Annotated in this window: 24 protein-coding genes; 11 read left to right on the forward strand and 13 right to left on the reverse strand. The window is 72.4% G+C overall.

Annotation, left to right across the window (positions count from 1 at the left end; genetic code table 11):
• The first annotated feature begins 112 nt into the window (after nucleotides 1–112).
• Entirely contained in the window at nucleotides 113–316 is a 204-nt protein-coding gene (locus tag ACZ4VF_RS05140; protein ID WP_467923247.1) for a hypothetical protein, read from the forward strand.
• A gap of 175 nt (nucleotides 317–491) precedes the next feature.
• On the forward strand, nucleotides 492–878 hold the full coding sequence (locus ACZ4VF_RS05145) for a guanyl-specific ribonuclease (protein WP_467923248.1): 387 nt from the start codon (nucleotides 492–494) through the stop codon (nucleotides 876–878).
• A gap of 94 nt (nucleotides 879–972) precedes the next feature.
• Here the strand turns inward: ACZ4VF_RS05145 and ACZ4VF_RS05150 are convergent, their stop codons facing one another.
• The 4 genes from ACZ4VF_RS05150 to allB all read right to left on the reverse strand — a co-directional run bounded on the left by ACZ4VF_RS05150 (nucleotide 973) and on the right by allB (nucleotide 5,183).
• Nucleotides 973–1,599, reverse strand: a complete 627-nt coding sequence (locus tag ACZ4VF_RS05150) for a dihydrofolate reductase family protein (RefSeq protein WP_467923249.1) — start codon at nucleotides 1,597–1,599, stop codon at nucleotides 973–975.
• A gap of 101 nt (nucleotides 1,600–1,700) precedes the next feature.
• Nucleotides 1,701–2,513, reverse strand: coding sequence for an AIM24 family protein (locus tag ACZ4VF_RS05155; protein ID WP_467923250.1), 813 nt, complete (start codon nucleotides 2,511–2,513; stop codon nucleotides 1,701–1,703).
• 169 nt (nucleotides 2,514–2,682) lie between these two features.
• Nucleotides 2,683–3,798 (reverse strand): allantoicase, encoded by a 1,116-nt coding sequence (alc, locus tag ACZ4VF_RS05160; protein WP_467923251.1) that lies wholly within the window; start codon nucleotides 3,796–3,798, stop codon nucleotides 2,683–2,685.
• Between the two features lie 47 nt (nucleotides 3,799–3,845).
• Nucleotides 3,846–5,183, reverse strand: a complete 1,338-nt coding sequence (gene allB / locus ACZ4VF_RS05165; RefSeq protein WP_467923252.1) for an allantoinase AllB — start codon at nucleotides 5,181–5,183, stop codon at nucleotides 3,846–3,848.
• Between the two features lie 273 nt (nucleotides 5,184–5,456).
• On the opposite strand from allB, the gene ACZ4VF_RS05170 reads away from it, so the two are divergent.
• A complete protein-coding gene (locus ACZ4VF_RS05170; protein ID WP_467923253.1) occupies nucleotides 5,457–6,254 on the forward strand; it encodes an IclR family transcriptional regulator in 798 nt (265 codons plus the stop codon).
• A gap of 96 nt (nucleotides 6,255–6,350) precedes the next feature.
• On the forward strand, nucleotides 6,351–6,767 hold the full coding sequence (locus ACZ4VF_RS05175) for a DUF6234 family protein (protein ID WP_467923254.1): 417 nt from the start codon (nucleotides 6,351–6,353) through the stop codon (nucleotides 6,765–6,767).
• 207 nt (nucleotides 6,768–6,974) lie between these two features.
• Here the strand turns inward: ACZ4VF_RS05175 and ACZ4VF_RS05180 are convergent, their stop codons facing one another.
• Nucleotides 6,975–7,289, reverse strand: coding sequence for a DUF5955 family protein (locus ACZ4VF_RS05180; protein ID WP_467923255.1), 315 nt, complete (start codon nucleotides 7,287–7,289; stop codon nucleotides 6,975–6,977).
• A gap of 144 nt (nucleotides 7,290–7,433) precedes the next feature.
• On the opposite strand from ACZ4VF_RS05180, the gene ACZ4VF_RS05185 reads away from it, so the two are divergent.
• The gene (locus tag ACZ4VF_RS05185) at nucleotides 7,434–8,042 is read left to right on the forward strand and encodes a nucleotidyltransferase family protein (RefSeq protein ID WP_467923256.1); all 609 of its coding nucleotides are present in this window, start codon (nucleotides 7,434–7,436) and stop codon (nucleotides 8,040–8,042) included.
• A gap of 184 nt (nucleotides 8,043–8,226) precedes the next feature.
• Complete coding sequence (aceB, locus tag ACZ4VF_RS05190; protein ID WP_467923257.1) at nucleotides 8,227–9,852, forward strand: malate synthase A; 1,626 nt, start codon at nucleotides 8,227–8,229, stop codon at nucleotides 9,850–9,852.
• A gap of 61 nt (nucleotides 9,853–9,913) precedes the next feature.
• Here the strand turns inward: aceB and ACZ4VF_RS05195 are convergent, their stop codons facing one another.
• Nucleotides 9,914–10,834 carry a HipA family kinase gene (locus ACZ4VF_RS05195; protein ID WP_467923258.1) on the reverse strand — a complete coding sequence of 307 codons (921 nt, stop codon included), beginning with the start codon at nucleotides 10,832–10,834 and terminating at the stop codon, nucleotides 9,914–9,916.
• Nucleotides 10,835–10,922: 88 nt separating this feature from the next.
• Nucleotides 10,923–11,990 carry a LysR family transcriptional regulator gene (locus ACZ4VF_RS05200; RefSeq protein WP_467923259.1) on the reverse strand — a complete coding sequence of 356 codons (1,068 nt, stop codon included), beginning with the start codon at nucleotides 11,988–11,990 and terminating at the stop codon, nucleotides 10,923–10,925.
• Here ACZ4VF_RS05200 and ACZ4VF_RS05205 point away from each other — a divergent pair.
• The 4 genes from ACZ4VF_RS05205 (at nucleotide 11,918) to ACZ4VF_RS05220 (ending at nucleotide 15,584) form a co-directional block, all read left to right on the forward strand.
• Entirely contained in the window at nucleotides 11,918–12,973 is a 1,056-nt protein-coding gene (locus ACZ4VF_RS05205) for an alpha/beta fold hydrolase (protein WP_467923260.1), read from the forward strand. The two genes, ACZ4VF_RS05200 and ACZ4VF_RS05205, sit on opposite strands and share 73 nt — an antisense overlap.
• Entirely contained in the window at nucleotides 12,973–14,310 is a 1,338-nt protein-coding gene (locus ACZ4VF_RS05210) for an MFS transporter (protein WP_467923261.1), read from the forward strand. The genes ACZ4VF_RS05205 and ACZ4VF_RS05210 overlap by 1 nt, the downstream gene beginning before the upstream one ends.
• A 73-nt stretch (nucleotides 14,311–14,383) precedes the next feature.
• Nucleotides 14,384–15,031, forward strand: coding sequence for a nitroreductase family protein (locus ACZ4VF_RS05215; RefSeq protein WP_467923262.1), 648 nt, complete (start codon nucleotides 14,384–14,386; stop codon nucleotides 15,029–15,031).
• A 139-nt stretch (nucleotides 15,032–15,170) separates the two neighbouring features.
• Nucleotides 15,171–15,584, forward strand: a complete 414-nt coding sequence (locus ACZ4VF_RS05220) for a hypothetical protein (RefSeq protein WP_467923263.1) — start codon at nucleotides 15,171–15,173, stop codon at nucleotides 15,582–15,584.
• A gap of 252 nt (nucleotides 15,585–15,836) precedes the next feature.
• On the opposite strand, the gene ACZ4VF_RS05225 is transcribed toward ACZ4VF_RS05220, so the two are convergent.
• From ACZ4VF_RS05225 to ACZ4VF_RS05245, 5 genes are all read right to left on the reverse strand, one after another.
• Entirely contained in the window at nucleotides 15,837–16,904 is a 1,068-nt protein-coding gene (locus ACZ4VF_RS05225; protein ID WP_467923264.1) for a GDSL-type esterase/lipase family protein, read from the reverse strand.
• Nucleotides 16,901–18,337, reverse strand: coding sequence for an MFS transporter (locus ACZ4VF_RS05230; protein ID WP_467923265.1), 1,437 nt, complete (start codon nucleotides 18,335–18,337; stop codon nucleotides 16,901–16,903). The genes ACZ4VF_RS05225 and ACZ4VF_RS05230 overlap by 4 nt, the downstream gene beginning before the upstream one ends.
• 261 nt (nucleotides 18,338–18,598) lie before the next feature.
• The gene (locus ACZ4VF_RS05235) at nucleotides 18,599–19,441 is read right to left on the reverse strand and encodes a class I SAM-dependent methyltransferase (protein ID WP_467923266.1); all 843 of its coding nucleotides are present in this window, start codon (nucleotides 19,439–19,441) and stop codon (nucleotides 18,599–18,601) included.
• Nucleotides 19,442–19,498: 57 nt separating this feature from the next.
• Entirely contained in the window at nucleotides 19,499–20,311 is an 813-nt protein-coding gene (locus ACZ4VF_RS05240) for a cyclase family protein (protein ID WP_467923267.1), read from the reverse strand.
• Nucleotides 20,312–20,325: 14 nt separating this feature from the next.
• Nucleotides 20,326–21,561: a serine hydrolase domain-containing protein gene (locus ACZ4VF_RS05245; protein WP_467923268.1), complete on the reverse strand. Its 1,236-nt coding sequence runs from the start codon at nucleotides 21,559–21,561 to the stop codon at nucleotides 20,326–20,328.
• A gap of 170 nt (nucleotides 21,562–21,731) precedes the next feature.
• Here ACZ4VF_RS05245 and ACZ4VF_RS05250 point away from each other — a divergent pair, with 170 nt between their 5' ends.
• Nucleotides 21,732–22,040 carry an ArsR/SmtB family transcription factor gene (locus ACZ4VF_RS05250; RefSeq protein WP_467923269.1) on the forward strand — a complete coding sequence of 103 codons (309 nt, stop codon included), beginning with the start codon at nucleotides 21,732–21,734 and terminating at the stop codon, nucleotides 22,038–22,040.
• Here the strand turns inward: ACZ4VF_RS05250 and ACZ4VF_RS05255 are convergent.
• Nucleotides 22,033–22,875 (reverse strand): class I SAM-dependent methyltransferase, encoded by an 843-nt coding sequence (locus ACZ4VF_RS05255; protein ID WP_467923270.1) that lies wholly within the window; start codon nucleotides 22,873–22,875, stop codon nucleotides 22,033–22,035. The two genes, ACZ4VF_RS05250 and ACZ4VF_RS05255, sit on opposite strands and share 8 nt — an antisense overlap.
• Nucleotides 22,876–22,877: the final 2 nt, after the last annotated feature.

The raw sequence follows: 22,877 nt of genomic DNA on the forward strand, positions 1-22,877 counted from the left end.
GCACCCCGGTGGACTTTCGGCGCCGGGCGTCGGCGCGGGCGCGGCCTTTCGGCGCCGCGCGTTCGCCCCGCGGCCGATGCGAGGGGGCGGACGGCGGGGCGAGAGTCGTGCCATGAAGCGTCTGCTGGAGTTCTTCGGGTTTCTCGCCCTGGTGCAGGGCACGGGCGGTCTGGTGTACGAGATCACGGGCAGGGTGCGCTGGGGCGTCACCCAGCAGTGGAGTGTCCTCCGCGGCTACGAGATCCACGCCGGCATCGCGCTGATCGTGCTGGCGCTGGCCCTGTTCGCCGCCGCCGAGAGCCGGAAGCCCGGCTGAACGCGGGGCCGGTCCGTGGGGCCGGTCCGTGGGGCCGGTCCGTGGGGCCGGTCCGTGGGGGATCCGTGAAGCCGCCGGCCGCCGGGTGAACGTCCCGGGAACCTGTCGGACGTTCCGGCGAACACTCCATGATCGTCATTGACATGCCATGCTCGCCGCGCGTCACCATGAGGTCGTGAGAATCCCCCACGTCATCGTCCGGACCGGCGCCACGGCCGCCGCCCTGTCCGCTCTCCTCGTCGGCGCCACCGTCTCCGCCACCACCGCGGACGCCGCGGTCGGCAGCGTCTGCTACAGCGCGCTGCCCTCGCAGGCGCACGACACGCTCGACCTGATCGACCAGGGCGGTCCCTTCCCCTACTCCCAGGACGGCGCCGTCTTCCAGAACCGCGAGAGCGTCCTCCCCCGGCAGTCCAGCGGCTACTACCACGAGTACACCGTGATCACGCCGGGCTCCTCCACGCGCGGGGCGCGCCGCATCGTCACCGGCCGGAAGTACGAGGAGGACTACTACACCTCCGATCACTACGCCACGTTCAGGCTCGTCGACTTCGGCTGCTGAGATCCGCCCCGTCCCGCCCCGACGGCCTCGTCCCGCGTTCCCCCGCTCCGCCCAGGGGACGCGGGGCGAGGCCGTCGCGGGACCCGATGCCGGTTCAGGCGTCCTCGGGCAGCTCGAAGGTGCCGTACTCCGGGCTGCCCGCCGGTTCGTACGTCTGGATGGAGACGCCGGAGCCGGTGACGCGGCCGGAGCGGTGGGTGAAGCGGGTGGGGACCGTGCCGTCCGGGAACAGGCGGCGGCCGGCGCCGAGGACGACCGGGAACGTCAGCACGTGCAGGGTGTCGACGAGCCCGAGGTCCAGCAGCGAGCGGAGCAGGACGCCGCTGCCGTGGATCTGCAGTTCGCCGTCCGTGCGCTCCTTCAGGGCCGTGACCTCCTTGGCGAGGTCGCCCGGGACGACGCTGGTGCCGGACCAATCGGGTGCCGGGAGGGTCGAGGAGACGACGTACTTCGGGAGGGTGTTGAGCGGGCCGGCGATGGGGTGGGCGGGATCGGTCACCCTCGGCCAGTACGAGGCGAAGATGTCGTACGTACGGCGGCCTAGCAGGAAACCGCCCGCGCGGGCGAAGACCTCGGTGACGAACCGGCCGGATGTGTCGTCGGCGTGCGGGAAGCTCCAGCCGCCCTGGGTGAAGCCGTCGCGGGTGTCCTCCCCGGGGCCGCCGGGGGCCTGGTAGACACCGTCGAGGGTGACGGAGATCGTGGAGACGAGCGTGCCCATGGCAGGTGCCTTCTTCCGGGTGCGGGGTCTGCTGTCAAGGGTGCAGACCCCGCGTCCGCCCGTGACTCATCGGTCCGGCCGCGAGTCCGTGGGGATCCGGCTCAGCCGGCGTGGGTGGAGAACAGTCCGCCGGTCGGGCCCTGCTTGTCGCCGCCCTGGGCCTTCTTCAGGGCGTTGGCGAGGCTCTCGATGGTGAGGGACTGCAGGATCACCCGGCCGTTGCCCTCCAGGGTGGCCAGGGACAGGCCCTCGCCGCCGAACACGGCGTTCATGATCCCCTGGCGGTTGAGGCCGCCGACGCGCTGGACGCCGTACTGGATGCCCTCCTCGAAGGCGACCACACAGCCGGTGTCGACCTCGATCCGGCCGCCGAAGTCCGCCGGGTTGAGGTCGATGAAGTTGCCCGCGCCGGCGATGATCACCGTGCCGTGCCCGGTGAACTTCTCCAGGACGAAGCCCTCTCCGCCGCTCATGCCGGTCCGGCCGCCGGCGAAGGCGATGCCGAAGTCGACGGTGGACTCGGCGGCCACGAAGGCGTCCTTCTCGGCGAACCACGCGCGCGTGCCGTCCAGCTCCAGGGCGCGCATCTCGCCCGGGAGGACGCCCGCGAAGCCGACGGTGCCCTCGCCGCTCTGGGCGGTGAAGTACTGGAAGGCGAGCGATTCGCCCGCGAGCATGCGCTGGCCGACCTGCATGGCGGTGCCCATGGCCTGGCGGAGCAGGCCGCCCATGCCGCCGCCCGAGCCGCTCTGCTGCCCGCCGCCGTTCGACGGGCCGGACAGACGCGTCTCCATGGTGACGTTCACCGTCTTGAACAGGAACTTCCCGGCCTCGCAGTACACGGTCTGGCCGGGGCGCAGGTTGACGACCGCCATCTGCATGGCGTTGCCGACGATCTCTTGCTGAAGGGTCACATCGGAGACAACGCGGGAGGTGGACGAAAGAGTTCCGCACCGGGTCCGTACGGGTGGGACGCGGGGGTGGGACACGGGTGCCCGTGGGCGGGACACGGGTCCCGTGGGTGCCGCGCGGGGCGCCCCGGTGCTGTCCAGCCGGGGCGCCCCACGCGCGCGTGGACGGGGATCAGCCGCCCAGCTCCTGGTGGCGGGCGGCGAGGCCGCTCGCGCCCTGCTCGGTCAGCGAGCCGAACAGGCGCAGCCGGGAGATGCCGCCGTCGGGGAAGATGTCGACCCGCGCGTGCGTGCCGACCGCCGGCCCGGGCAGGACGAACCGGTGGTTCGTGTCGGGCTGGAGGCGCGTGCGCGGAAGGACCTCGGTCCACGCGCCGCTCTCGCCGTCCCTGACCGACACCGACGCCCACCCGGCGCTGTTCCCCTTCAGGTAGGCGGTGTCGATCTCGATCGCGCGGATCCGGGACTGGGCGGCGAGCCGGTAGCGGATCCAGTCGTTGCCCTGGTCGCGGCGGCGGCGGGTCTCCCAGCCGTCGTCCATCTTGCGGGAGCGGCCCGGCTGGATGGTGTTGGTCGCCGGCGAGTAGAAGAGGTTCGACGCGTCCTCGACCTGGCCGCCGTTCTCCAGGGCGACCACGTCGAAGGTGCCGAGGACCGCCAGCCACTCGGGGTCCGGGACGACCTCGCCGTGGACGCGCAGGCGGGCGATGCCGCCGTCGGGGTGCTGGTTGACGCGCAGGTGCGTGAAGCGCTGTTCGACGGAGACGGCGAAACCGTTCGCCGCGTGGCCGCCGACGGCGGTGCGCGGGACCAGGGTGGTCCACTTCACGTCGTCCCCGAGCAGCTCCTCCGGGGACGGTGAACCCGGTACGGACGTGCCCTCGACCGAGACCGCCTGCGGGTAGTTGCCGCGGAAGTGCGCGGTGTCGACGACGATCCCGCGTACGACGCCCGGCGCGCCGAGCCGGACCAGCGCCCAGTCGTGGTCCTCGGCGGTCGGCCACGGGTGCTCGGCGGAGACTCCGCGCCGGCGGCGGGTCTCCCAGCCGTCCATGATCTTGCCCTTGTGGCCGAAGTGCTCGGGGTCGAACTCGGCCCGCTCGGGCACCAGCAGGTTCTCCCGCTGGGCGAAGAACTCGTCGTTGGCGGCGATGACACCGGCGCCGAGCTGCCGGTCGGCGAGGTTGGCGTACTGGGTGAAGGGGAAGTCGGCGGTGCGGTAGTCCGCGTACGGGTCGCCGCCTCCGTAGGGGTTCGCGTCGCCGGTGAAGCTGGGTATCGCCGTCACGGTGATCAGGGGGTCCTTTCGGGAGTCGGGCCGGGTGCGGGGGTGGCTCACTGGGAGCGGCTGAGCAGCGTGCCCTTCGGCTCGGTGAACGCGCCGTCGGCGACGATGCGTTCGCCGCGCAGCCAGGTGGACTTGACGACGCCGTGCAGGGTCCTGCCGGCGTAGGCGGTGACCCGGTTGCGGTGCTGGAGGCCGGCCGGGTCGACGGTGAAGGTCTCGTCGGGGGCGAGGACGGCGAAGTCGGCGTCGCGGCCGGCCTCGATGGCACCCTTCCGGGACAGGCCGGCCAGGCCGGCGGTCCGCGTGGACATCCAGCGGACGACGTCCTCCAGGGTGTGACCGCGCCTGCGGGCCTCGGTCCACACGGCGGACAGGCTGAGCTGGAGGCCGGAGATGCCGCCCCACGCGGTGGCGAAGTCGTCCGTCTTCAGGTCGGCCGTGGACGGCGAGTGGTCGGTGACCACGCAGTCGATGGTGCCGTCGGCGAGGGCCTCCCACAGGAGGTCCTGGTTGGCGGCCTCGCGGATGGGCGGGCAGCACTTGAACTCGCTCGCGCCGTCGGGGACTTCCTCGGCGGTCAGGGTCAGGTAGTGCGGGCAGGTCTCCACGGTGACGCGGACGCCCTCGGCGCGGGCGGCGCGGATCAGCGGCAGCGCGTCGCCGGAGGACAGGTGCAGCACGTGCACGCGCGCGTTCAGCCGCCGGGCCTGGGCGACGAGGTTCGCGATGGCGGTGTCCTCGGCGTCGCGCGGGCGGGAGGCGAGGAAGTCGGCGTACCTGGGGCCGCCGTGCTGCGGGGCGGCGGCGAGGTGGTGCGGGTCCTCGGCGTGCACGATCAGCAGCCCGTCGAAGCCGGCGATCTCCGCCAGGGACTGGGCGAGCTGGTCCTGGTCGAGGTGCGGGAACTCGTCCACGCCGGACGGGGAGAGGAAGGCCTTGAAGCCGAAGACGCCGGCGTCGTGCAGCGGGCGCAGGTCCTTGACGTTGTCGGGCAGGGCGCCGCCCCAGAAGCCGACGTCGATGTGCGCCTTGTCGGCGGCCACCTGCCGCTTGACCCGCAGGTGGTCGACGGTCGTGGTCGGCGGCAGGGAGTTGAGCGGCATGTCGATCAGGGTGGTGATGCCGCCGGCCGCGGCCGCGCGGGTGGCGGTCCAGAAGCCCTCCCACTCGGTGCGGCCCGGGTCGTTGACGTGCACGTGGGTGTCGACGAGGCCGGGCAGCAGGACGTGGTCGCCGAGGTCCTCCAGCCGGGCCGCGGCCGGGACCTCGGCGTCGTAGGGCAGGACCGCCGTGATCTCCCCGGCGGACACGGTGACGGTGGCGGCCCGCGTCCCCTCCGGAGTGATCACGCGCGTGGAGCGCAGCACCAGTTCAGCGTCGGACACCCGAACCCCTCTCTCTACCGCCGTTTTACGTCCAGGAAACGGGATGTACACCCACGTAACGGATTTCAACGTTCTGTTGAAGGAGTCTTCACTCCCGCTCCCCCGCCGTCAAGAGGCACACTTCCGAGCGGGACGGAGGGAGTGGGCACTCTGGACGTTTCCACAAGGCGGAATTAGAATTCCAGCAGGCAGAACGTAGCTATGCACAAGCGGGGAGTCAACCGGCTGCCGGGTAGGCTTCTGCCCTCCCGCCAGTCCCGAAAGGAACGCGCCGTGCCGACGTCCAGCGCCAGCACCACCGACTCCGCCAAGCCCTCCGCCGCCGGCGGGGTGCAGTCCCTGGAGCGCGCCTTCGACCTGCTTGAGCGGATGGCGGACGCGGGCGGCGAGGTGGGTCTGAGCGAGCTGTCCGCGGCCAGCGGGCTGCCGCTGCCCACCATCCACCGGCTGATGCGCACCCTGGTCGCCTGCGGCTACGTCCGCCAGCAGGCCAACCGGCGGTACGCGCTCGGCCCCCGGCTGATCCGGCTCGGCGAGTCCGCGTCCCGGCTGCTCGGCACCTGGGCGCGGCCGTATCTGGCCCGGCTGGTGGAGGAGACCGGCGAGACGGCGAACATGGCGCTGCTCGACGGCGACGAGATCGTGTACGTGGCACAGGTGCCCTCGAAGCACTCGATGCGGATGTTCACCGAGGTCGGGCGGCGGGTGCTGCCGCACTCCACCGGCGTGGGCAAGGCGCTGCTGGCCGGTGTGCCGGACGACGAGGTGCGGGCGCTGCTGGCCCGGACGGGCATGCCGGCCGCCACGGAGAAGACCATCACCACGCCGGAGGGCTTCCTGGCGGCGCTGGAGGACGTACGGCAGCTGGGGTACGCCGTCGACGACAACGAGCAGGAGATCGGGGTGCGCTGCCTCGCGGTCTCCGTGCCCGACTCCCCCACGGCCGCGGCGATCTCCATCTCCGGCCCGGCGGGACGGGTCACGGAGGCGGCCACGGAGAAGATCGTGCCGATGCTCCAGCAGATCGCCCGCGAACTGTCCGCGGCACTGGCCAGCCAGAACCCCGGGTGACCGGCCCGGGCCCCCGGCCCCCCGCAGGGCTCCCCCGGCCCGGCTGAGTACCCGTACTCATGTGCCCGCCCCGCCCGCGAGGGCAGAGTGACGGGCATGGACCTGCCCACCGCCCCGCCGGCCTTCGACGCCACCGAGGGTCCCGGGCCGCACCGCCGCGCCGACCTGGGTGCCGACATCGGGGCCGGGTGCGGGCTCGTGGTGCTGGAAGCGATCGCCCTGGCGGTGATCTTCGGGCTCTGGTGGCTGTCCGGGTTCCACCTCGACCCGGCCGAGGCCGCCACGGCCGACTCGCTGTGGGGCTATCTGGCCGCGGCCGGCGCGGTCGGGGTCCTCGCCGTCGTCGCGGCGGCGGTCGCCGCGCGGGCCCGGGCCTTCGTGACCGTCGTCGGCCAGACCGTCATGACCGTCCTGGTCTGCCTCCTCGCCTTCGGCGGAGTCGCGGCCCAGTCCCACCAGGACCGGGTGTGCCGGGAGACGCCGTCGACGCCTGGCTGCCCGGCAAAGCGCTAGGGCCCTTCTCCCGCACCAGGCCCGCTCTTGGCGACGGCGCCCGCCGGTCGGCCCGAGCGGGGTCCGGCGTGCGGCTGCGCGGCGGAGGAGGGCGTCGACGCGGGCCCCGCGCTGAGGATGTCGAGCGCGACGGACCCGCAGCCGGCGGCAACGCCGCGGACGTGCGTGCCCGACCCCGCGACCCCGGCACGGCCCGGAATCGAGACCCTAGGTCCGGGGCGGCTCGCCGAACAGGTCGACGGCGTCGCGTACCTGCGACAGCCCCCGGGCCAGAGCGCTCATCGAGCCGATCGCGCCGGCTATCAGCAGCAGGGAGCTGCGCAGGCGCGGGATCTCCGGCGGGCCGCTCGCGGCCATCGCCGCCAGCGCCGCGAGTTCGTCCTCGGCTATCACCCGGTCGGGGAAGTCCGCCGGCAAGGCCGCGAGCTGGCGGCGCAGCCGGGACACCGCGGTCCGCAGTTCCGCCACCCTCGGGTCCTCGTCGCTGCCGGTCACTGGCCTCTGCCCCAAGCTCCGCAACACAGCCCTCCCCCTGGCACGCCCTCGTGCGCGGGTCAGTAAACGCCACCCGGTGCGGGAGCGCCACAGCGCGGACCGAAATTCAGCCCATCGGCATCGGCGCCGGGAGAACCGGCCGGTTCCGGCGCCGTCGGGTATGCAGGACCCATGACGGACAACAGGGATCTTCGCGGGGAGGTCGCCGGGCTGCTGCTCGCCGCCGGCGGCGGCAGACGGCTGGGCGGGCGCCCCAAGGCGCTGCTGCCGCACCGGGGACGCCCCCTGGTCGAGCACGCGGTCGGCGTGCTGCGCGCGGCCGGGTGCGGGCGGGTCCACGTGGTGCTGGGCGCCTCGGCGGCCCAGGTACGGGCCCGCGCCGAGCTGAGCGGCTGCGTGCTGGTGGACAACCCGGACTGGGCGGAGGGGATGGGCTCCTCGCTGCGCGCCGGCCTCGCCTCACTGGCCGGTACGGGGGCGCGGGCGGCCCTGGTGAGCCTGGTCGACCAGCCCGGCATCGGACCGGCCGCGGCGGCCCGCGTGCTCGGCGCGTACGAGGACGGGGCCTCGCTGGTCTCGGCCGCCTACGACGGGGTGCGCGGGCATCCGGTGCTGTTCGGCTCGGCGCACTGGGCCGGCATCGCCGCGACGGCCACCGGGGACCGCGGGGCGCGGGACTACCTGAAGGCCCACGCCGCGGGGATCCGGCTGGTGGAGTGCGCGGACGTCGCCGAGCCGTACGACATCGACACCGAGGCCGACCTGAGCCACCTTGAGTGAACGGGGTGGCACCGAGCGCCACCTTGCCTCGAACCGGAGAATCTCGACATCAACAAACCATTGAACTTCCACGATGAGGAAACTACTATCCACTGATCAGAAGCGTCCGACCGCACAGCGGGCGCTCACTGTCCTATTCGTGCCACTTGGCACTAGGTGCCACCGCTGAAGGAAGTGACAGCTCATGTCCGCACCAGCGCCGTCCCCGCTGGCCATCGTCGACGCCGAGCCCCTGCCCCGGCAGGAAGAGGTCCTCACGGACGCGGCGCTCGCCTTCGTGGCGGAGCTGCACCGGCGGTTCACCCCGCGCCGTGACGAACTCCTGGCCCGCCGGGCCGAGCGCCGCGCCGAGATCGCCCGCACCTCCACGCTCGACTTCCTGCCCGAGACGGCCGCGATCCGCGCGGACGACTCCTGGAAGGTCGCCCCGGCACCGGCCGCGCTGAACGACCGGCGCGTCGAGATCACCGGACCCACCGACCGCAAGATGACCATCAACGCGCTCAACTCGGGCGCGCGCGTCTGGCTCGCCGACTTCGAGGACGCCTCCGCGCCCACCTGGGAGAACGTGGTCCTCGGCCAGCTCAACCTGATCGACGCCTACACCCGGAACATCGACTTCACCGACGAGCGCACCGGCAAGTCGTACGCCCTGCGGCCGAACGAGGAGCTGGCGACCGTCGTCATGCGCCCGCGCGGCTGGCACCTGGACGAGCGGCACCTCACCGACACCGGCGGCCGGGCCGTCCCCGGTGCCCTCGTCGACTTCGGCCTGTACTTCTTCCACAACGCCCAGCGCCTGCTCGACCTCGGCAAGGGCCCCTACTTCTACCTGCCGAAGACCGAGTCCCACCTCGAAGCCCGCCTGTGGAACGAGGTGTTCGTCTTCGCCCAGGACCACCTCGGCATCCCGCAGGGCACCATCCGCGCCACCGTCCTGATCGAGACCATCACGGCCGCGTACGAGATGGAGGAGATCCTCTACGAACTGCGCGACCACGCCGCCGGGTTGAACGCCGGACGCTGGGACTACCTGTTCTCCATCGTCAAGAACTTCCGTGACGGCGGGGCGAGGTTCGTCCTCCCGGACCGCAACGCGGTCACGATGACGGCCCCGTTCATGCGGGCGTACACCGAACTCCTCGTCCGCACCTGCCACAAGCGCGGCGCGCACGCCATCGGCGGCATGGCGGCCTTCATCCCGTCCCGCAAGGACCCGGAGGTCAACAAGGTCGCCTTCGAGAAGGTCCGCGCCGACAAGGACCGCGAGGCGAACGACGGATTCGACGGCTCCTGGGTCGCCCACCCCGACCTGGTGCCGATCGCCATGGAGTCCTTCGACAAGGTCCTCGGCGACAAGCCGAACCAGAAGGACCGGCTGCGCGAGGACGTCCACGTCGAGGCGGCCGACCTGATCGCGATCGACTCGCTCGACGCGAAGCCGACGTACGGCGGTCTCGTGGGCGCCGTCCAGGTCGGCATCCGCTACATCGAGGCCTGGCTGCGCGGGCTCGGCGCGGTCGCCATCTTCAACCTGATGGAGGACGCGGCCACCGCCGAGATCTCCCGCTCGCAGATCTGGCAGTGGATCAACGCCGGAGTCGAGTTCGAGAACGGCGACAAGGCCACGCCGGAGCTGGCCCGCAAGGTCGCCGCCGAGGAACTGGACGCCATCCGCAAGGAGATCGGCGAGGAGGCCTTCGCGGCCGGGCACTGGCAGGAGGCGCACGACCTGCTGCTGAGGGTGTCCCTGGACGAGGACTACGCCGACTTCCTCACGCTGCCGGCGTACGAGCAGCTCAAGGGCTGAACCACCGGGCGCACAGGTGCGCCGGGCGGCTCCGGGGAGCACCCCGGGGCCGCTCGCGCGTTCAGCCCAGGTGCACCGACCAGTCCTGTTCCGCCGCCGGCTTGCCGTGCAGGTCGGGGACCCGCTTGAGCCAGTCCGGGCGCCCCGCCTGGGTCTTCGCCGCGCGGGCGGCCTCCTCCGCCGCGAGCTGCTCACGGCTCGGGAAGTCGGTGGGCAGCCACTCGGCCGAGAGCCGCAGCCGGTCCAGCAGATAGCCGACGTAGGCGTCCCGGACGTCGTCGGGCGTGGCGAAGGCGGCGTCCTCGGCCAGCCAGGCGTCCGGCACCTCGGCGACGATCGCGCGCAGCAGCTCCTCCGTCACCCGGGGCGCGAGTTCCGCGTCGGCGGCGCGCACGTCGGGGCCGTAGTGGCCGAGGGCGTGGTGCCGGAAGTCGTACCTGCGGCCCGGGGCCGTGGTGTCCCAGCGGTGGTGGAAGACGAGGGCGGCGCCGTGGTCGATCAGCCACAGCCGCGGCGGCGCGGTGCCGAAGGTGGGCCAGACCATCAGGTTGGAGCTGTGCACCGTGCGGTCCACGTTGACGGTCAGCGCGTCCAGCCAGACGATCCGGCCGGCCTCCAGCGGGTCCACCGGGAAGACCCGGGCGATCTCCGGGGTGAAGTCCCGGGCGCCCGGCAGGTGGTCCATGCCGAGGTTGACGCCCGCACTGGCGCTGTGCAGCTCGCGCACCTCCTGGTGCGGTTCGGCGGCGGCGATGTCCGGGTCGAAGTGGACCAGGACCAGTTCCGGGAAGCGCAGGCCGAGCGCGCGGGCGAGTTCCCCGACGACGATCTCGGCGACCAGTGCCTTGTGGCCCTGTGCCGAGCCCGTGAACTTGACGACGTACGTGCCCAGGTCGTCGGCCTCGACGACGCCCGGTACGGATCCGCCGGAGTGCAGGGGGGCGACGTAGCGGACCGCGGTGACCTCCCTCAGCGGTGCCATGCCGATCCCCGTCCTTCCGAACAGCCCGAAGTGAGCATAGTAACCGCGTGTGACGACGGGCGCGGGGTGCGCGGCCCCGGGGGCGGTGTCACCACGGGCCGCCGGGGCCGGGGGCGTCCGTCCCCGGGCCGGGGCCGGCGATCGCCCGCGCCACCTCGCGGACGACGGCGCGGGTGTCGGACTCCGTCACCAGGTAGGTGGTCATCGTCAGCGGCAGATCGGTCAGCGGCTCCCAGCGCCAGCCCGGCAGCTGGGCGGCGGCGGTGTGGGCGACGACCAGGACGGCGTCGCACTCGGCCGCGTGGGCGTGGGCGAGGGCGTGCTCGGTGAAGTGGGAGAAGTGCCAGTGCGGCCGGACCCCGGCGGCCTGCGCGGCGGCGATGAGCCCGTGCTGCTCGGTGGGGACACGGTCCTGGGCGTGCAGCAGGGTGCGCAGCCCGTCGAGGTCGCCCAGCCGGTAGCCGCCCCGGGCCGCCAGGGGATGGTCCGGCCGGACGGCGATCCCCAGCGGGTCCCGGCGCACCTCCCGGACCGTGTGGCCGTCGGGCGGCGCCTGGTGGACGAGGCAGATGTCGAGCCTGCCCTGCCGCAGCAGCCGCAGCTGGTCGGAGCTGGTGGCCTCGACGTACTCCGGTGCCGCGTCCGGGACCCCGGCCCGTACGGCGTCCACGGCGGCGATCAGCCAGCCGCCGTCGGTGCCGGGCGGGACCCCGATGGTCACCCGCTGGCGCACCGCCCTGGCTCCGGCGACCGTCTCGCGGGTCGCGTCGGCCAGCGCCAGCAACTGGTGGGCGTGGGGCAGCAGCGCCTGGCCGGCCGGGGTGAGCCGGACGCCCCGGGAGGTGCGCTGCAGCAGCTGCTGTCCGAGCTGCCGCTCCAGGTGGACGATCTGGCGGCTGAGGGACGGCTGGGAGACCAGGAGCCGCCGCGCGGCGCGGTTGACCGAGCCCTCTTCGGCGACCATGACGAAATACCGAAGGTGACGTAGCTCCATCCGGTCCCCCGAGCACCTCTGGTGATGCCTGGTGAGCATATCCGCTCTGCGGCGGAGGACTTGGACGGCGACGGTGGCGCCGGTCTCTAATGGATCGATCAGGCGACGAGGCGGGCGGCGCCGCGACGGCGCCCCGGCACGGCCGTACGGCACCCGCGACATCGCCCCTCGCCACCGGCGAGTCCCGCACGTCGGCGACCATCCCGCGCGCGCACGGCTGGAGTACCGCGATGCCCTTCGTCGATCTGCCCGAGGTACGGCTGTTCCACGTCGACCATCCGCCGCCCGCCGGCGCCGCGCAGCCCGGGGCGCTCACCCTGCCGACCGTCCTGGTGCACGGCCTGTGGGACAGCGCCGACACCTGGCTCCACCAGCTCCCCCACCTGCGGACGCGCTGCCGCACACTCGCCGTGGACCTGCGCGGGCACGGCCGCACGGGACCGGCGGCGGACGGGGAGTACTCCACGGACCGGCACGCCGCCGATCTCGCGGCCTTCGTCGAGCGGGTGGTGGGCGGACCGGTGGTGCTGGTCGGGCATTCGATGGGTGCCTCCGTATCCAGCGTGCTGGCCGCCCGCCGGCCCGATCTCGTCGACGCCCTGGTGGCGATCGACCCGGACTACGCGGGCGACGACGACAGCCGTGCCCGGCTGCGCGCGCTCGCCGACACGCTCGACGGGCCGTCGGCCGAGGACACCGCGGTCCGTCTCGCGACCACCCTGGCGGCGGGGCCCGGGACACCGGCGCACCTGGTCGAACGGCAGCGGCTGGCCGTGCTGTGGCCGGCGGCCGGCACCCGGGCGCGGATCTTCCGGCACAACGCCTTCCACCCGGGCAGCGTCCGGTTCCTGCCCGAGGCCGAGGCCGTGCTGCGCCGGCGACGTCAGCCGGTGCTGGCCCTGCACCGCGATCCGGCCCGGCTGCGCGCCGACGAGCGGTCCTTCACCCACCCGGACAGCAAGGCCGTCCCCGTCACCGGCGCCGGTCACTTCCTCCACCAGGAGCTGCCCGCGTACGTCAACGCGGAGATCGACCGCTGGCTGGCCACGCTGCGCCTGCCCCCGGCCGGCCCGGCCGCGTCCGGGGGCGCCGGGCCCGCCGGCGCGCCGCAACGGGATCCCGTCCCCCACCGAAAGGAACAGTGATGCCTGTTTCCGACGACGCGGCGCCCGCCACCGAGGGCCGGCCGAAGGCGGCGCCGCCCTGGACGGGGCGGGGGCGCGCCGTGACCGTCACGGCGCTGGTGGTCGCCTCCGCGGTGGTGGTCTTCCTCGACAAGGTGCTCCTCGGGCTCGTCGCCACCCCGATGAGCGACGAACTGCACCTGGCCGCCGCCGACTTCGGCACCCTGGCCAGCGCCTCGTACGTGCTGTTCGGCGTGACCTGCCTCGCGGCCGGCTTCACCGCCCAGCGCGTCTCCCCGCGCCTGCTCCTGCTGGTCTGCGGGCTGCTGTGGGCGGTGGGCCAGCTGCCGGCCGTCTTCGCGGTGACCGGAGGCATGCTGTACGGCAGCAGGCTCCTCGTCGGTGCCGCCGAGGGCCCGGCGAGCCCGCTGGCCGTGACCTCGCTGTACTCGTGGTACCCCGACGAGCGGCGCGGGGTGCCGACCGCCTGGTACACCTCCGGCGCCGCGATCGCCAAGATCGCCCTCGCCCCCGTGCTCACCCTGGTCATCGTCACCTTCGGCTGGCGCGCGGGGTTCGTCACCGTCTCCGTCCTCGCGCTGGTGTGGTCGCTCGGCTGGCTCGCCGCGGGCAGGATCGGCCCGTACGGCGCCCGGTCCCGGCCCGCGCCCGCGCCCGCCGGTGTGCCCGAGCCGGCCCGCCCCGCGTCGGTCCCCTGGCGTACGGCGCTGCTCAACCGGACCTTCCTGGGCTGTCTGATCGCCCAGCTCACGCAGAGCGCCCTGGCCGCGGTGATCTTCACCTGGCTGCCGTCCTACTTCCACCACGCGCTCGGCTACTCGGAGCTGACCGCCGGCTCCCTGCTCGGACTGCCCAGTGTCGGCGGCATCGTCGCCCTGTTCACGGCCGGCTTCACCGCCGACCGCCTGGTGCGCCGGGGCGTGGGCTCGCGGCGCGCCCGCGGGGTTCTCGGAGGGGCCGTGCTGGCCTGCGCCGGGCTCGTGCTGACCCTGCTGCCGTGGATCCAGCACCCGGTCGCCTCCATCGGGATCCTCATGCTCGGGTACGGCGGGTCGGTGAGCCTCAACACCTTCACCAACCCCGTGCTCGCCGAGCTCGTCCCGCCGCACCAGCGCTCGGCCGTCCTCGCGGTGTTCAACGGTCTCGGTGTCAGCGCCGGCGCCGTCAGTCCCATCGTCTCGGGGATGCTGCTCGACGCGAGCGACACCCCGCAGCAGGGGTACACCCTCACCTTCTTCTGCTTCGGCGCCCTCGTGGCGTTCGGCGGGCTCTGCTTCGCGCTCCTGGTCGACCCCGAACGCGACGGCAGGCACGCGCGCTCCCTCCCGACGCCCTGAATCGACCCAAACCAGACATCTTCTGGGTGACTATTATTTGACAGCAGATAATTTTGTTCCTACGGTCACGAGCATGACCCTGGATCTGACACCCGATCAACTGCTGTCCACCACAAGGGCGGTGCGCAAGCGCCTGGACTTCTCCCGCCCCGTCCCGCGCAAGCTGATCGAGGAGTGCGTGGACCTGGCCACCCAGGCGCCCACCGGACGCAACCGGCAGCGCTGGCACTTCCTCGTCGTCACCGACGAGGACCAGCGCATGGTCGTCGCCGACATCTACCGCCGCGCCATGGTCACCGGCGGCGGAGCACCGGTGAACGCCCGCGACCTGCGCCGCATGAACGCCCACCCCGGCACCATGGAACGCATCTTCGACGGGGTGCAGTACCTCTACGCGAACATCCACCGCGTTCCCGCCTTCGTCATCCCGGCGGTGGAGGGCCGCACGGAACGGGCGTCCGTGCTCGACCAGTCGATGACCTGGGGGTCGATCCTGCCGGCCGTGTGGAGCTTCATGCTCGCGGCCCGCGCCCGGGGCCTGGGGACCTGCTGGACGACCGCCCAGGGGCCTCTGGAGCGCGAGCTGGCCAAGGCCCTCGGCGTGCCCTACGACGAGGTGATGCTCGCCGCGTTCCTGCCGCTCGCCTACACCATCGGAACCGACTTCAAGCCCGCCCGCCGCGTCCCGCGCGACGAGGTGCTGCACTGGGACACCTGGTAGTCCGGCCCGGCAGGTGAACGGCGGTCGCCGGGGTGCCGCGGGAGCGGCGCCCGGGCGACCGCCTTGTATGTGCCGGAAATTCAGGCGAGAATTCAGTCGATTCATCACCCCGCCCTGTCACTTCACCGGAAGGTATCTCATGGCCGGCACTTCCGCGTTCGACCGCACCGGTGTCGAGAAAGAGGCCCGTGCGGCCCTCGACGCCTTTCTCGACGGACTCAACAGCCATGACCTGGAAACCTGGACCCGCACCCTGCACTTTCCCCAGATCCGGGTGCACGAGGGGGCCGTGACGGTATGGCAGGAGCCGGGGGAGTACATCCGCGGCTCGCAGGCCGAACTGGACGCGCTGCTCGCCTCCGGCTGGCACCGCAGCGCCTGGGACGAGGTGGAGTTCCCGCAGGTCTCCGCGGACCAGGCGCACGCCCAGGTGCGGTTCAGCCGGCTCGACGCCCAGGGCCGGCGACTGGCCGCCTTCGACTCGGTCTACGTCCTGACCCGGCAGGACGGGCGCTGGGGAGTCCTCGCCCGGATCGGGTACGAAGTGAGCTGATTTCCGCCTCGGCGGACACGACGAAACCCGCAGTGGCGGAGCGAGCCGGGGGAATTTACCCGTTCCGCCACTGCGGGTGGTTCATCGTGCCGGCCGCGCTCGCCGCGCTTTTCTTCGCTTTCCGTACCGGACGGGCTCGCCGCACTTTCCGTGCTTTGCGAGCCTTCGGCGTCTTCTATGTCTTCTGCATTTTCTTTTTTTCCGTGCGTTCCGTGTTTTTCTGCGTTCGCCGCCGGCGCGTACCGTCCGCCGTCACAGGCCGGCCGGTGTCACGGCCTTTCGCAGAGCGGCGCCGATCCGGGCGGCCAGGACGTGCTCGCCGTCCGCGGTCGGATGCAGTCCGTCGGCGAACATCCCGTCCGCCTCGTGGACCGGCGCGATGCCCAGTCCGTCCACGGTGTGCAGGTTCTTGTCGCCGAGGCGCTCCAGCACCCGTACCGCCTCCTCGGTCTGGGCGCGCAGCCGGGCCAGCGTCAGACCGACCCGGTTGGCGGAGTCCTCCCGCTCGGGCGAGGACAGCGGGGTGATCACGGCGATCGGGACGTCGGGGTGGCCGTCCCGGACGGTTTCGACGAAGCCGCACACCGCCGGCGCCCAGCTGCGCTCGGAGAAGGTGTTCCGGGTGTGGACGTTGATGCCGAGTTCCAGTGAGACGAGGTCGGCCGGCCGGTCCCGGATCGTCCGCGCCACCACCGGGTCGAGGTGCGCCTCTCCGGAGAGCCCCAGGTTGTGCAGCCGCCAGCCGTGTTCCGCGGCGATCAGCGCGGTCCACGTCCCCGACGGCCCGGAGGGGAACACGCTCTGCGTGATGGAGCTTCCGTACGCCACCCAGCGCAGGCCGGGGCGGTCGGCCGGGCGGACGGTGCCGTGCCCGCGGAAACCGATCCCCGAGACGAGCACCCGCCCGAGGTGCGGCAGCCACACCTCCACGTCCCGCAGCGCGGGTGCGGCGGGCCGTGCCGCAGGCCCGGGGGCCAGCGGCACGGTGATCTCGCGTTCGCCGTCCACTTCGGTGCGCAGCGCCAGGGCGCCGTCGACGACGACGTCCAGCGGGGCGTCGGACGCCTCGACGGACAGTCTCAGCACCAGCTCCTCGGCATCGGTGCGGACGCCGCACCGGATACCCGCGGGCATCGCCGCGAGGCGGCTGAAGTTGGGCGAGAGGGTGGTGGCGAGCCGCTCGGCGGCGAGGCGCCGGGGCAGCCAGCCCCCGGAGAGCCGTTCCAGCTCCACGAGCCCGTCCCAGCCGAGCCGCGGGTCATCGGGCGTCAGCCACTCGATGCCGCGCGGACCCGCCCCGGTTCCCGCGGGCCCGCTCACGCGCGTCCGCTTTCGAGTCCGGCGCCCTGCTGCGGGGTCACGGCCTCCTCCGGCGCGGTGTCGGCCGTGTCGCCCGACGCGCTCGGGGCGCCGAGCCCCAGTGCCGAGGCGAGCGCGCCGACCAGCGAGAAGAGGCCGACGGCCAGGAAGGCGTGGTGGTACCCGCTCACCCCGCCGGTCGCCGCCCCGGCCAGCACGGCGGCACCCACGGCGACACCGAGGCCACCGCCCAGCTGGACGGCCGACTGGATCAGCGAGGCCGCGAGCCCCTGCTTGTCGTCGGCGACGCCGCTGACACCCGCGATGTTGAAGCTCAGGAAGCTCGTGCCGTTGCCCAGGCCGTGGATGACCAGAGCGGGCAGCAGCACCGCCGGGTAGGAGGCGTCCTCACCGGCGCGCAGGAACAGGAAGATGCCGAGTCCCTGCAGCAGCAGGCCGATCACGGCGGGCACCCGGAGCCCGGCCTTGCCGATGACGCGCGGGGCGATGTTGACGGCGACCAGGATGGACGCGGCCATCGGGACGATCGCCATGCCGGCCTTCAGCGCGCTGTAGTGCAGCGTGTCCTGGAGGTAGAGCAGGGCGATGAACTGCCAGCCGATCGTGGCGCAGGCCCAGGCGATGCCCACCACGTTGGCGGTGGACAGCGTGCGCGAGCGGAAGATGCGGAGGTCGACCAGGGGGTCGGTGCGGCGCTTCTGGATCACGACGAAGGCGACCAGCAGCAGCACGGACGCTACCAGGCTGACCACGGTGGTGGAGGAGCCCCAGCCCACCTCGGGGGCCCGGGTCAGCGCGAACACCAGCAGGAGGACACCGCCGGTCGCGGTGACCGCGCCGAAGGCGTCGAAGCCGGGACGCCGGCCCTCGTGCGCCTCGTCGGGGGCGATCACGCTGCGCACGGTGAGCAGGACGAGCGCGGCCACGACGAACGGCACGAAGAAGGTCAGCCGCCAGCTCATGGAGGTGAGCACGCCGGAGAAGACCAGGCCGGCCGCGTAGCCGCTGGCGCCGGTGAGGCCGAACATGCTCATGGCCCGGTTGCGCTCGGGGCCCTCAGGGAACGTGGTGGTGATGATCGACAGGGCGGCCGGCGCGATGAACGCGGCGGCGACACCCTTGATCACACGGGTGAGGATGAGCAGCCCGCCGCTCGACACCAGGCCGCCGGCGAGGCTGACGACCGCGAAGACCGCCGTGGCCCAGAAGAACATCCGGCGGCGGCCGAACAGGTCCGCGGCACGTCCGCCCAGGAGCAGGAACCCGCCGTAGGCGACGGCGTATCCCGAGATGATCCACTGCAGTTGCTCGGCACTGAGGCCCATGTCGTCCTGCATCTCGGGGAGGGCCACACCCATCAGCGAGACGTCCATGGAGTCCAGGAAGAGCTGCGCGCACAGCACCAACAGGACGAGGTTCTTCCGCGCGTTCATCCCTGGCGCCGCCGTTGAGGCGTTCGACTGGCGATCCGACATCTTCCCTGCCATTTCGTCTTGCAGACATCAATCTGCGCGCCAACGATTGGTTCGTAAACGTAGCAATCAAATAATCTGCCGTCAAACGATATTGGCCCCAACTTCTGCCGGACACGCGTGTCCTTCAAGGGAGTTGGGGCCGGGCGCCGGGGCGGCGCACGACGGCCGGTGCCGCGCCGGGTTCCGCACCCCGCGCGACACCGGCCGCGACGCCTGTGGTCAGCCGTCCTGCCTGGTCCCCCAGGCCGTGAAGACAGCGAGGGAGAGGTCGTGGAAGCCGGGGTCGGCCAGCTCGCGGTAGGCGGCCTCGAAGTCCTCGTCGGTCGCGAGTCCCTCGGCGACCACCGCCGCCCGGGTCTGCTCCAGCGTCAGCCGCCACCACTCGGCCTCGTTGTCGCCGCCGGCGATCCGCTGGAACCGGGCGTCGTACCCGATGCCGTCCAGGCCCTTGTCCCGCAGCGGCACCGGAAGGTTGCGCGCCCACTCGGTGTCGGTGCCCACGGCGCTCTCCAGGTGCTCGCGGAAGGCACGCATGACCTTGTGGTACGCCGGGTGCGGGGAGTCCTTGATGGGGAAGAACGCGGGCTCCTCCAGCAGCAGCACACCGCCGGGCTTGAGCCACTGGACGAGCCGGGCCACGGCGCGCTCGGGGTCGGGCAGGTGGATGACGACGTACCGCGTGTGGATGAAGTCGAAGGAGCCCTGCGGGAAGTCGTCCGTGTAGACGTCGTGGCGCAGGACGCGCACGCCCGACTCGGAGAGCTCGTCGAGGTAGGTGGTGTCGAGGTCGGTGACGGTGACGTCGGCGCCCTGGCCGGCCAGCCAGCGGGCGACCGACCCGCCGCCGCCGCCGACCTCCAGGACGCGGTGCCCGGAGGTCAGGCCGAGGCGCCGGAAGTGTCCGCGGGTGTGGTCGTCCAGTACGGACTCCAGCAGCCGCAGCCGCTCCCGCTCGGTGGCCACGGCGTGGCTGAACACCCCGTCCCGGTAACGCTCCTCGGTCCACTCCCAGCGCTCCTTGGACGCGTCGGTCGGGGCCGCCGTACCGGATGATGCGGTCATCTGCGTTACTCCTTGGATGGTGAGAAGCCGGCAGCGGGCGGATCCCCCGCCGGCGGCTCAGACGAAGGCGAGGACGCGGGCCGGACCGCCCGTGCCGCCGGCGTGCTTGGGGGCGCCGACGACCACCGTGGCGCCGATGTCCGGCACGGTGTCCAGGTGCGCCAGGTTCTCGATGCCGTAGAGGCCCGCGGGCAGCAGGACACGGTGGGTGAAGGGGTCGGCGGGGCGGTTGCCCGGCTCCAGGCTGGGCGTGTCGATGCCGACGCCGACCAGCGACCGCTCCTCGACCAGGAAGTGCGCGGCCTCGACGGAGATGCCGGGATGGCGGTAGTGGCCTTCCTTCTCGTCGAAGTTGAGGAAGGCGCCGGGGACCTCGATGCGTTCGGACCAGCCGTTGTCGACGGCGAGCAGCGCGCCGTCCGGGATGCGGCCGTGCCGGCTCTCCCACCGCAGCAGGTCGTCCACCGACAGTTCGGTGAGGTTGTCCCGGGCCGCCCGCTCCCGCACCCGGACGACCGCGAGCGGGGCGACCAGGTTCCGCGCCGGGATCTGCTCGACGGTCAGACCGTCGTCGTCGAAGTGGGCGGGCGCGTCGACATGGGTGCCGATGTGCTCGTTGTAGGTGAGTTCAAAGGCGTTGTACTCGTGTTCGGCCAGGTTGGCCAGGCGCCTCATCTCCATCGGTTTCACATAGAGTTCGAAGACGGGCCACTCGGTACTGAGGACGTGGGTGAGGTCGCGCACGGCGCCTTGGGGCACGAAGGGCGCGGGGGTGCCGCCCTGCTCGGCCGTTCCTTCGGCGCGGGTCCGCCAGGAGCGGTCGGGCGGCTCCGCGGAGGCCGCGCCGATGATGGTTTCCGGAGTGCACATGGCGGATCGCTCCCTCAGTCGACCAGGGCCTGATTGACCAGCTGACGCAGGCGGCTGTGCAGCGGGTGCGCGCTCGACGGCATGAGCTGGGTGAAGAACAGCGCGGTCAGTTCCTCCGCCGGGTCCACCCAGAAGATCGTCCCGGCGGCGCTGTGCCAGGCGTACTCCCCCGGACCGGCCGGTACTCCGGCCGCCGCGGGGTCCTCGATCACGGCGAAGCCGAGCCCGAAGCCGACGCCGGCGGTCGGCATCTCGGAGAAGACCGGACGGCCCACCGTGTGCAGGTCCTTGCCGCCGGGCAGGTGGTTGCGGCGCATGTGCCGTACGGTGCGGGGACCGAGGATCCGTTCCCCGTCGAGGGTGCCCTCGCCGAGCAGCATCTGGGTGAAGCGGTGGTAGTCGGCGAGGGTGGTGACCAGTCCGGCGCTGCCGGACAGGCAGGCGGGCTCGTGGAGCGCGCCCGCGCCCATCCGGTCGGCGCGGATCGCCTTCCCGGTGGCCGGGTCCGCGGTGTAGAAGGCGGCGAGCCGGTCGGCCTTCTCCTGCGGGACGTGGAAGGCGGTGTCGGTCATCCCGAGCGGTCCGAGGATCCGCTCGGCGAAGAACTCGTCCAGGCTCCGGCCCGAGGCGACCTCGATGACACGGCCGAGCACATCGCTGGAGACGCCGTAGTTCCAGGCGGTCCCCGGCTCGAAGAGCAGCGGGAAGGAGGCCCACTGCTCACAGCAGGCGGCGAGGTCGAGCCCGGGCGGGGTGGCCCACTCGAAGCCGTTCGCGGTGTAGATCTCGTCCACCGGGTGGGCCCGGTGGAAACCGTAGGTCAGCCCCGAGGTGTGGCTGAGGAGGTGCTGGACGCGGATGGGGTTCGCGGCCGGCGTGGTGACCGGACGGGTGGCCGGTCCGCGCTGGTAGACGCGTACGTTCTCGAAGGCCGGGATGTAGCGGCTGACGGGGTCCTGCAGGCCGATGGTGCCGTCCTCGACCAGGGTCATCGCCGCGACCGAGGTGACGGGCTTGGTCATCGACCAGGCGCGGTAGATCGTGTCGCCGCCGGCGGGCAGGCCGTTCTCGACGTCCCGGTGGCCGTACTCGGCGAGATGGGCCACCTTGCCGCGGCGGGTCACGGCGAGCTGCCAGCCGGGCAGTCGTCCGTCGTCGACGTAGGAGGCCAGGTACCGGTCGAGCCGCCGTAAGCGGTCGGCGTCCAGCCCCACTTCCGCCGGATCGACTTCGGTCTTCAGCTCGGGCACCGTGCCTCCTTGTGATCGGCGTACGATGATTCATGTTCAATGGTTCGCGAGCAATAGAACTATAGGAAGAGGTCGACTGCCAGAACAAGGGCCTTATTTCGATACTATGCAAATCTCCGAAGTCGAAGGGAAGCGGAGCCGCTCCCCTCACCCGAAGAGGAGTCCGCGCGGTGCGCACGCTGAAGCATCCCAGCCGGGAAGAGATCCAACTGACGGATGTCTTCCACGCGTTGAGCGACCCCACCCGGCTGGCCATCGTCCAGAACCTGGGCGACGCGCACGAGCAGTCGTGCAGCGGCCTGAACATCCCCATGGCCAAGTCGACGCTCTCCCATCATCTGAAGGTCCTGCGGGACGCGGGCCTGACCCACACCCGCGTCGAGGGCACCCATCGCCTGATGTCCCTGCGCCGCGACGACCTCGACGCCCGCTTCCCGGGCCTCATGGACGTCGTCCTGCGGACCGGACCGGTCAGCTGACCACACCGACCGCCACCGTGTTGCCCTCCCTGATGTACGCGTGCGGACCGCGCAACGGGTGGGCGGCGCTCTCCGGGTCGAGGAACTCCCGCCACGGCCCCTCGGCGCCCGCGTCGGCCGCCATCCGCGCCACCCGGGCGCACGCCAGGGTGTAGAACCGCAGCACCTGCGGCGGCATGGGCGCGAAGTGCTCGATCAGCAGGCTGTGCTGGCGCACCGACGTCAGCCCGGCCCGGTCCAGCCACCGGTACAGCTCTCCGGTGCGCAGCAACTGCCGTGCGTAGCCCGGCTGCCGCGCCGCCCGGCGGAAGAAGTCCGGGAACAGGAACGGATCCCCCGGGCGTACGACGATCAGCCCGGCGTCGAGGTCCTTGACGGCCACCGTCCCTCCGGGCCGTACGACCCGCCGGAACTCGGCCAGGGTCTGCAGGAGTTCCTCGTCGCCGAGGTACTGGGTGGTGTTCGCGCACCAGACGGCGTCGAAGCTGTTGTCGGGGTGGTCCAGCCGCCGGATGTCGCCCTGCCGGACCTCGACCGGGCAGGGGCTGCCGTGTGCCCGCATCCGCGCGGCGGCGCGTTCGGCGTTCTCCGCGGCGAGGTCGACGGCGCTGACCCGGCCCCCGGGACCGACGGCCTCGGCCAGCCAGGGCAGGAAGGCGCCGGTCCCGCAGCCGGCGTCGAGCACGCTCCAGCCCGGCTGGATCCCGGCCGAGTCGAGCGTCGCCCGGTACGGGCCGGCGCAGGCCTCGAAGTGCGCGTCGACGATCTCCTCGTGGGTGAATCCGAGCCCCGTGGAGGCGGTGTAGCCCCAGGAGCCGTGGTCCGTCGTCCGCATCC

Source organism: Streptomyces sp. NPDC029151 (genome assembly GCF_055564315.1).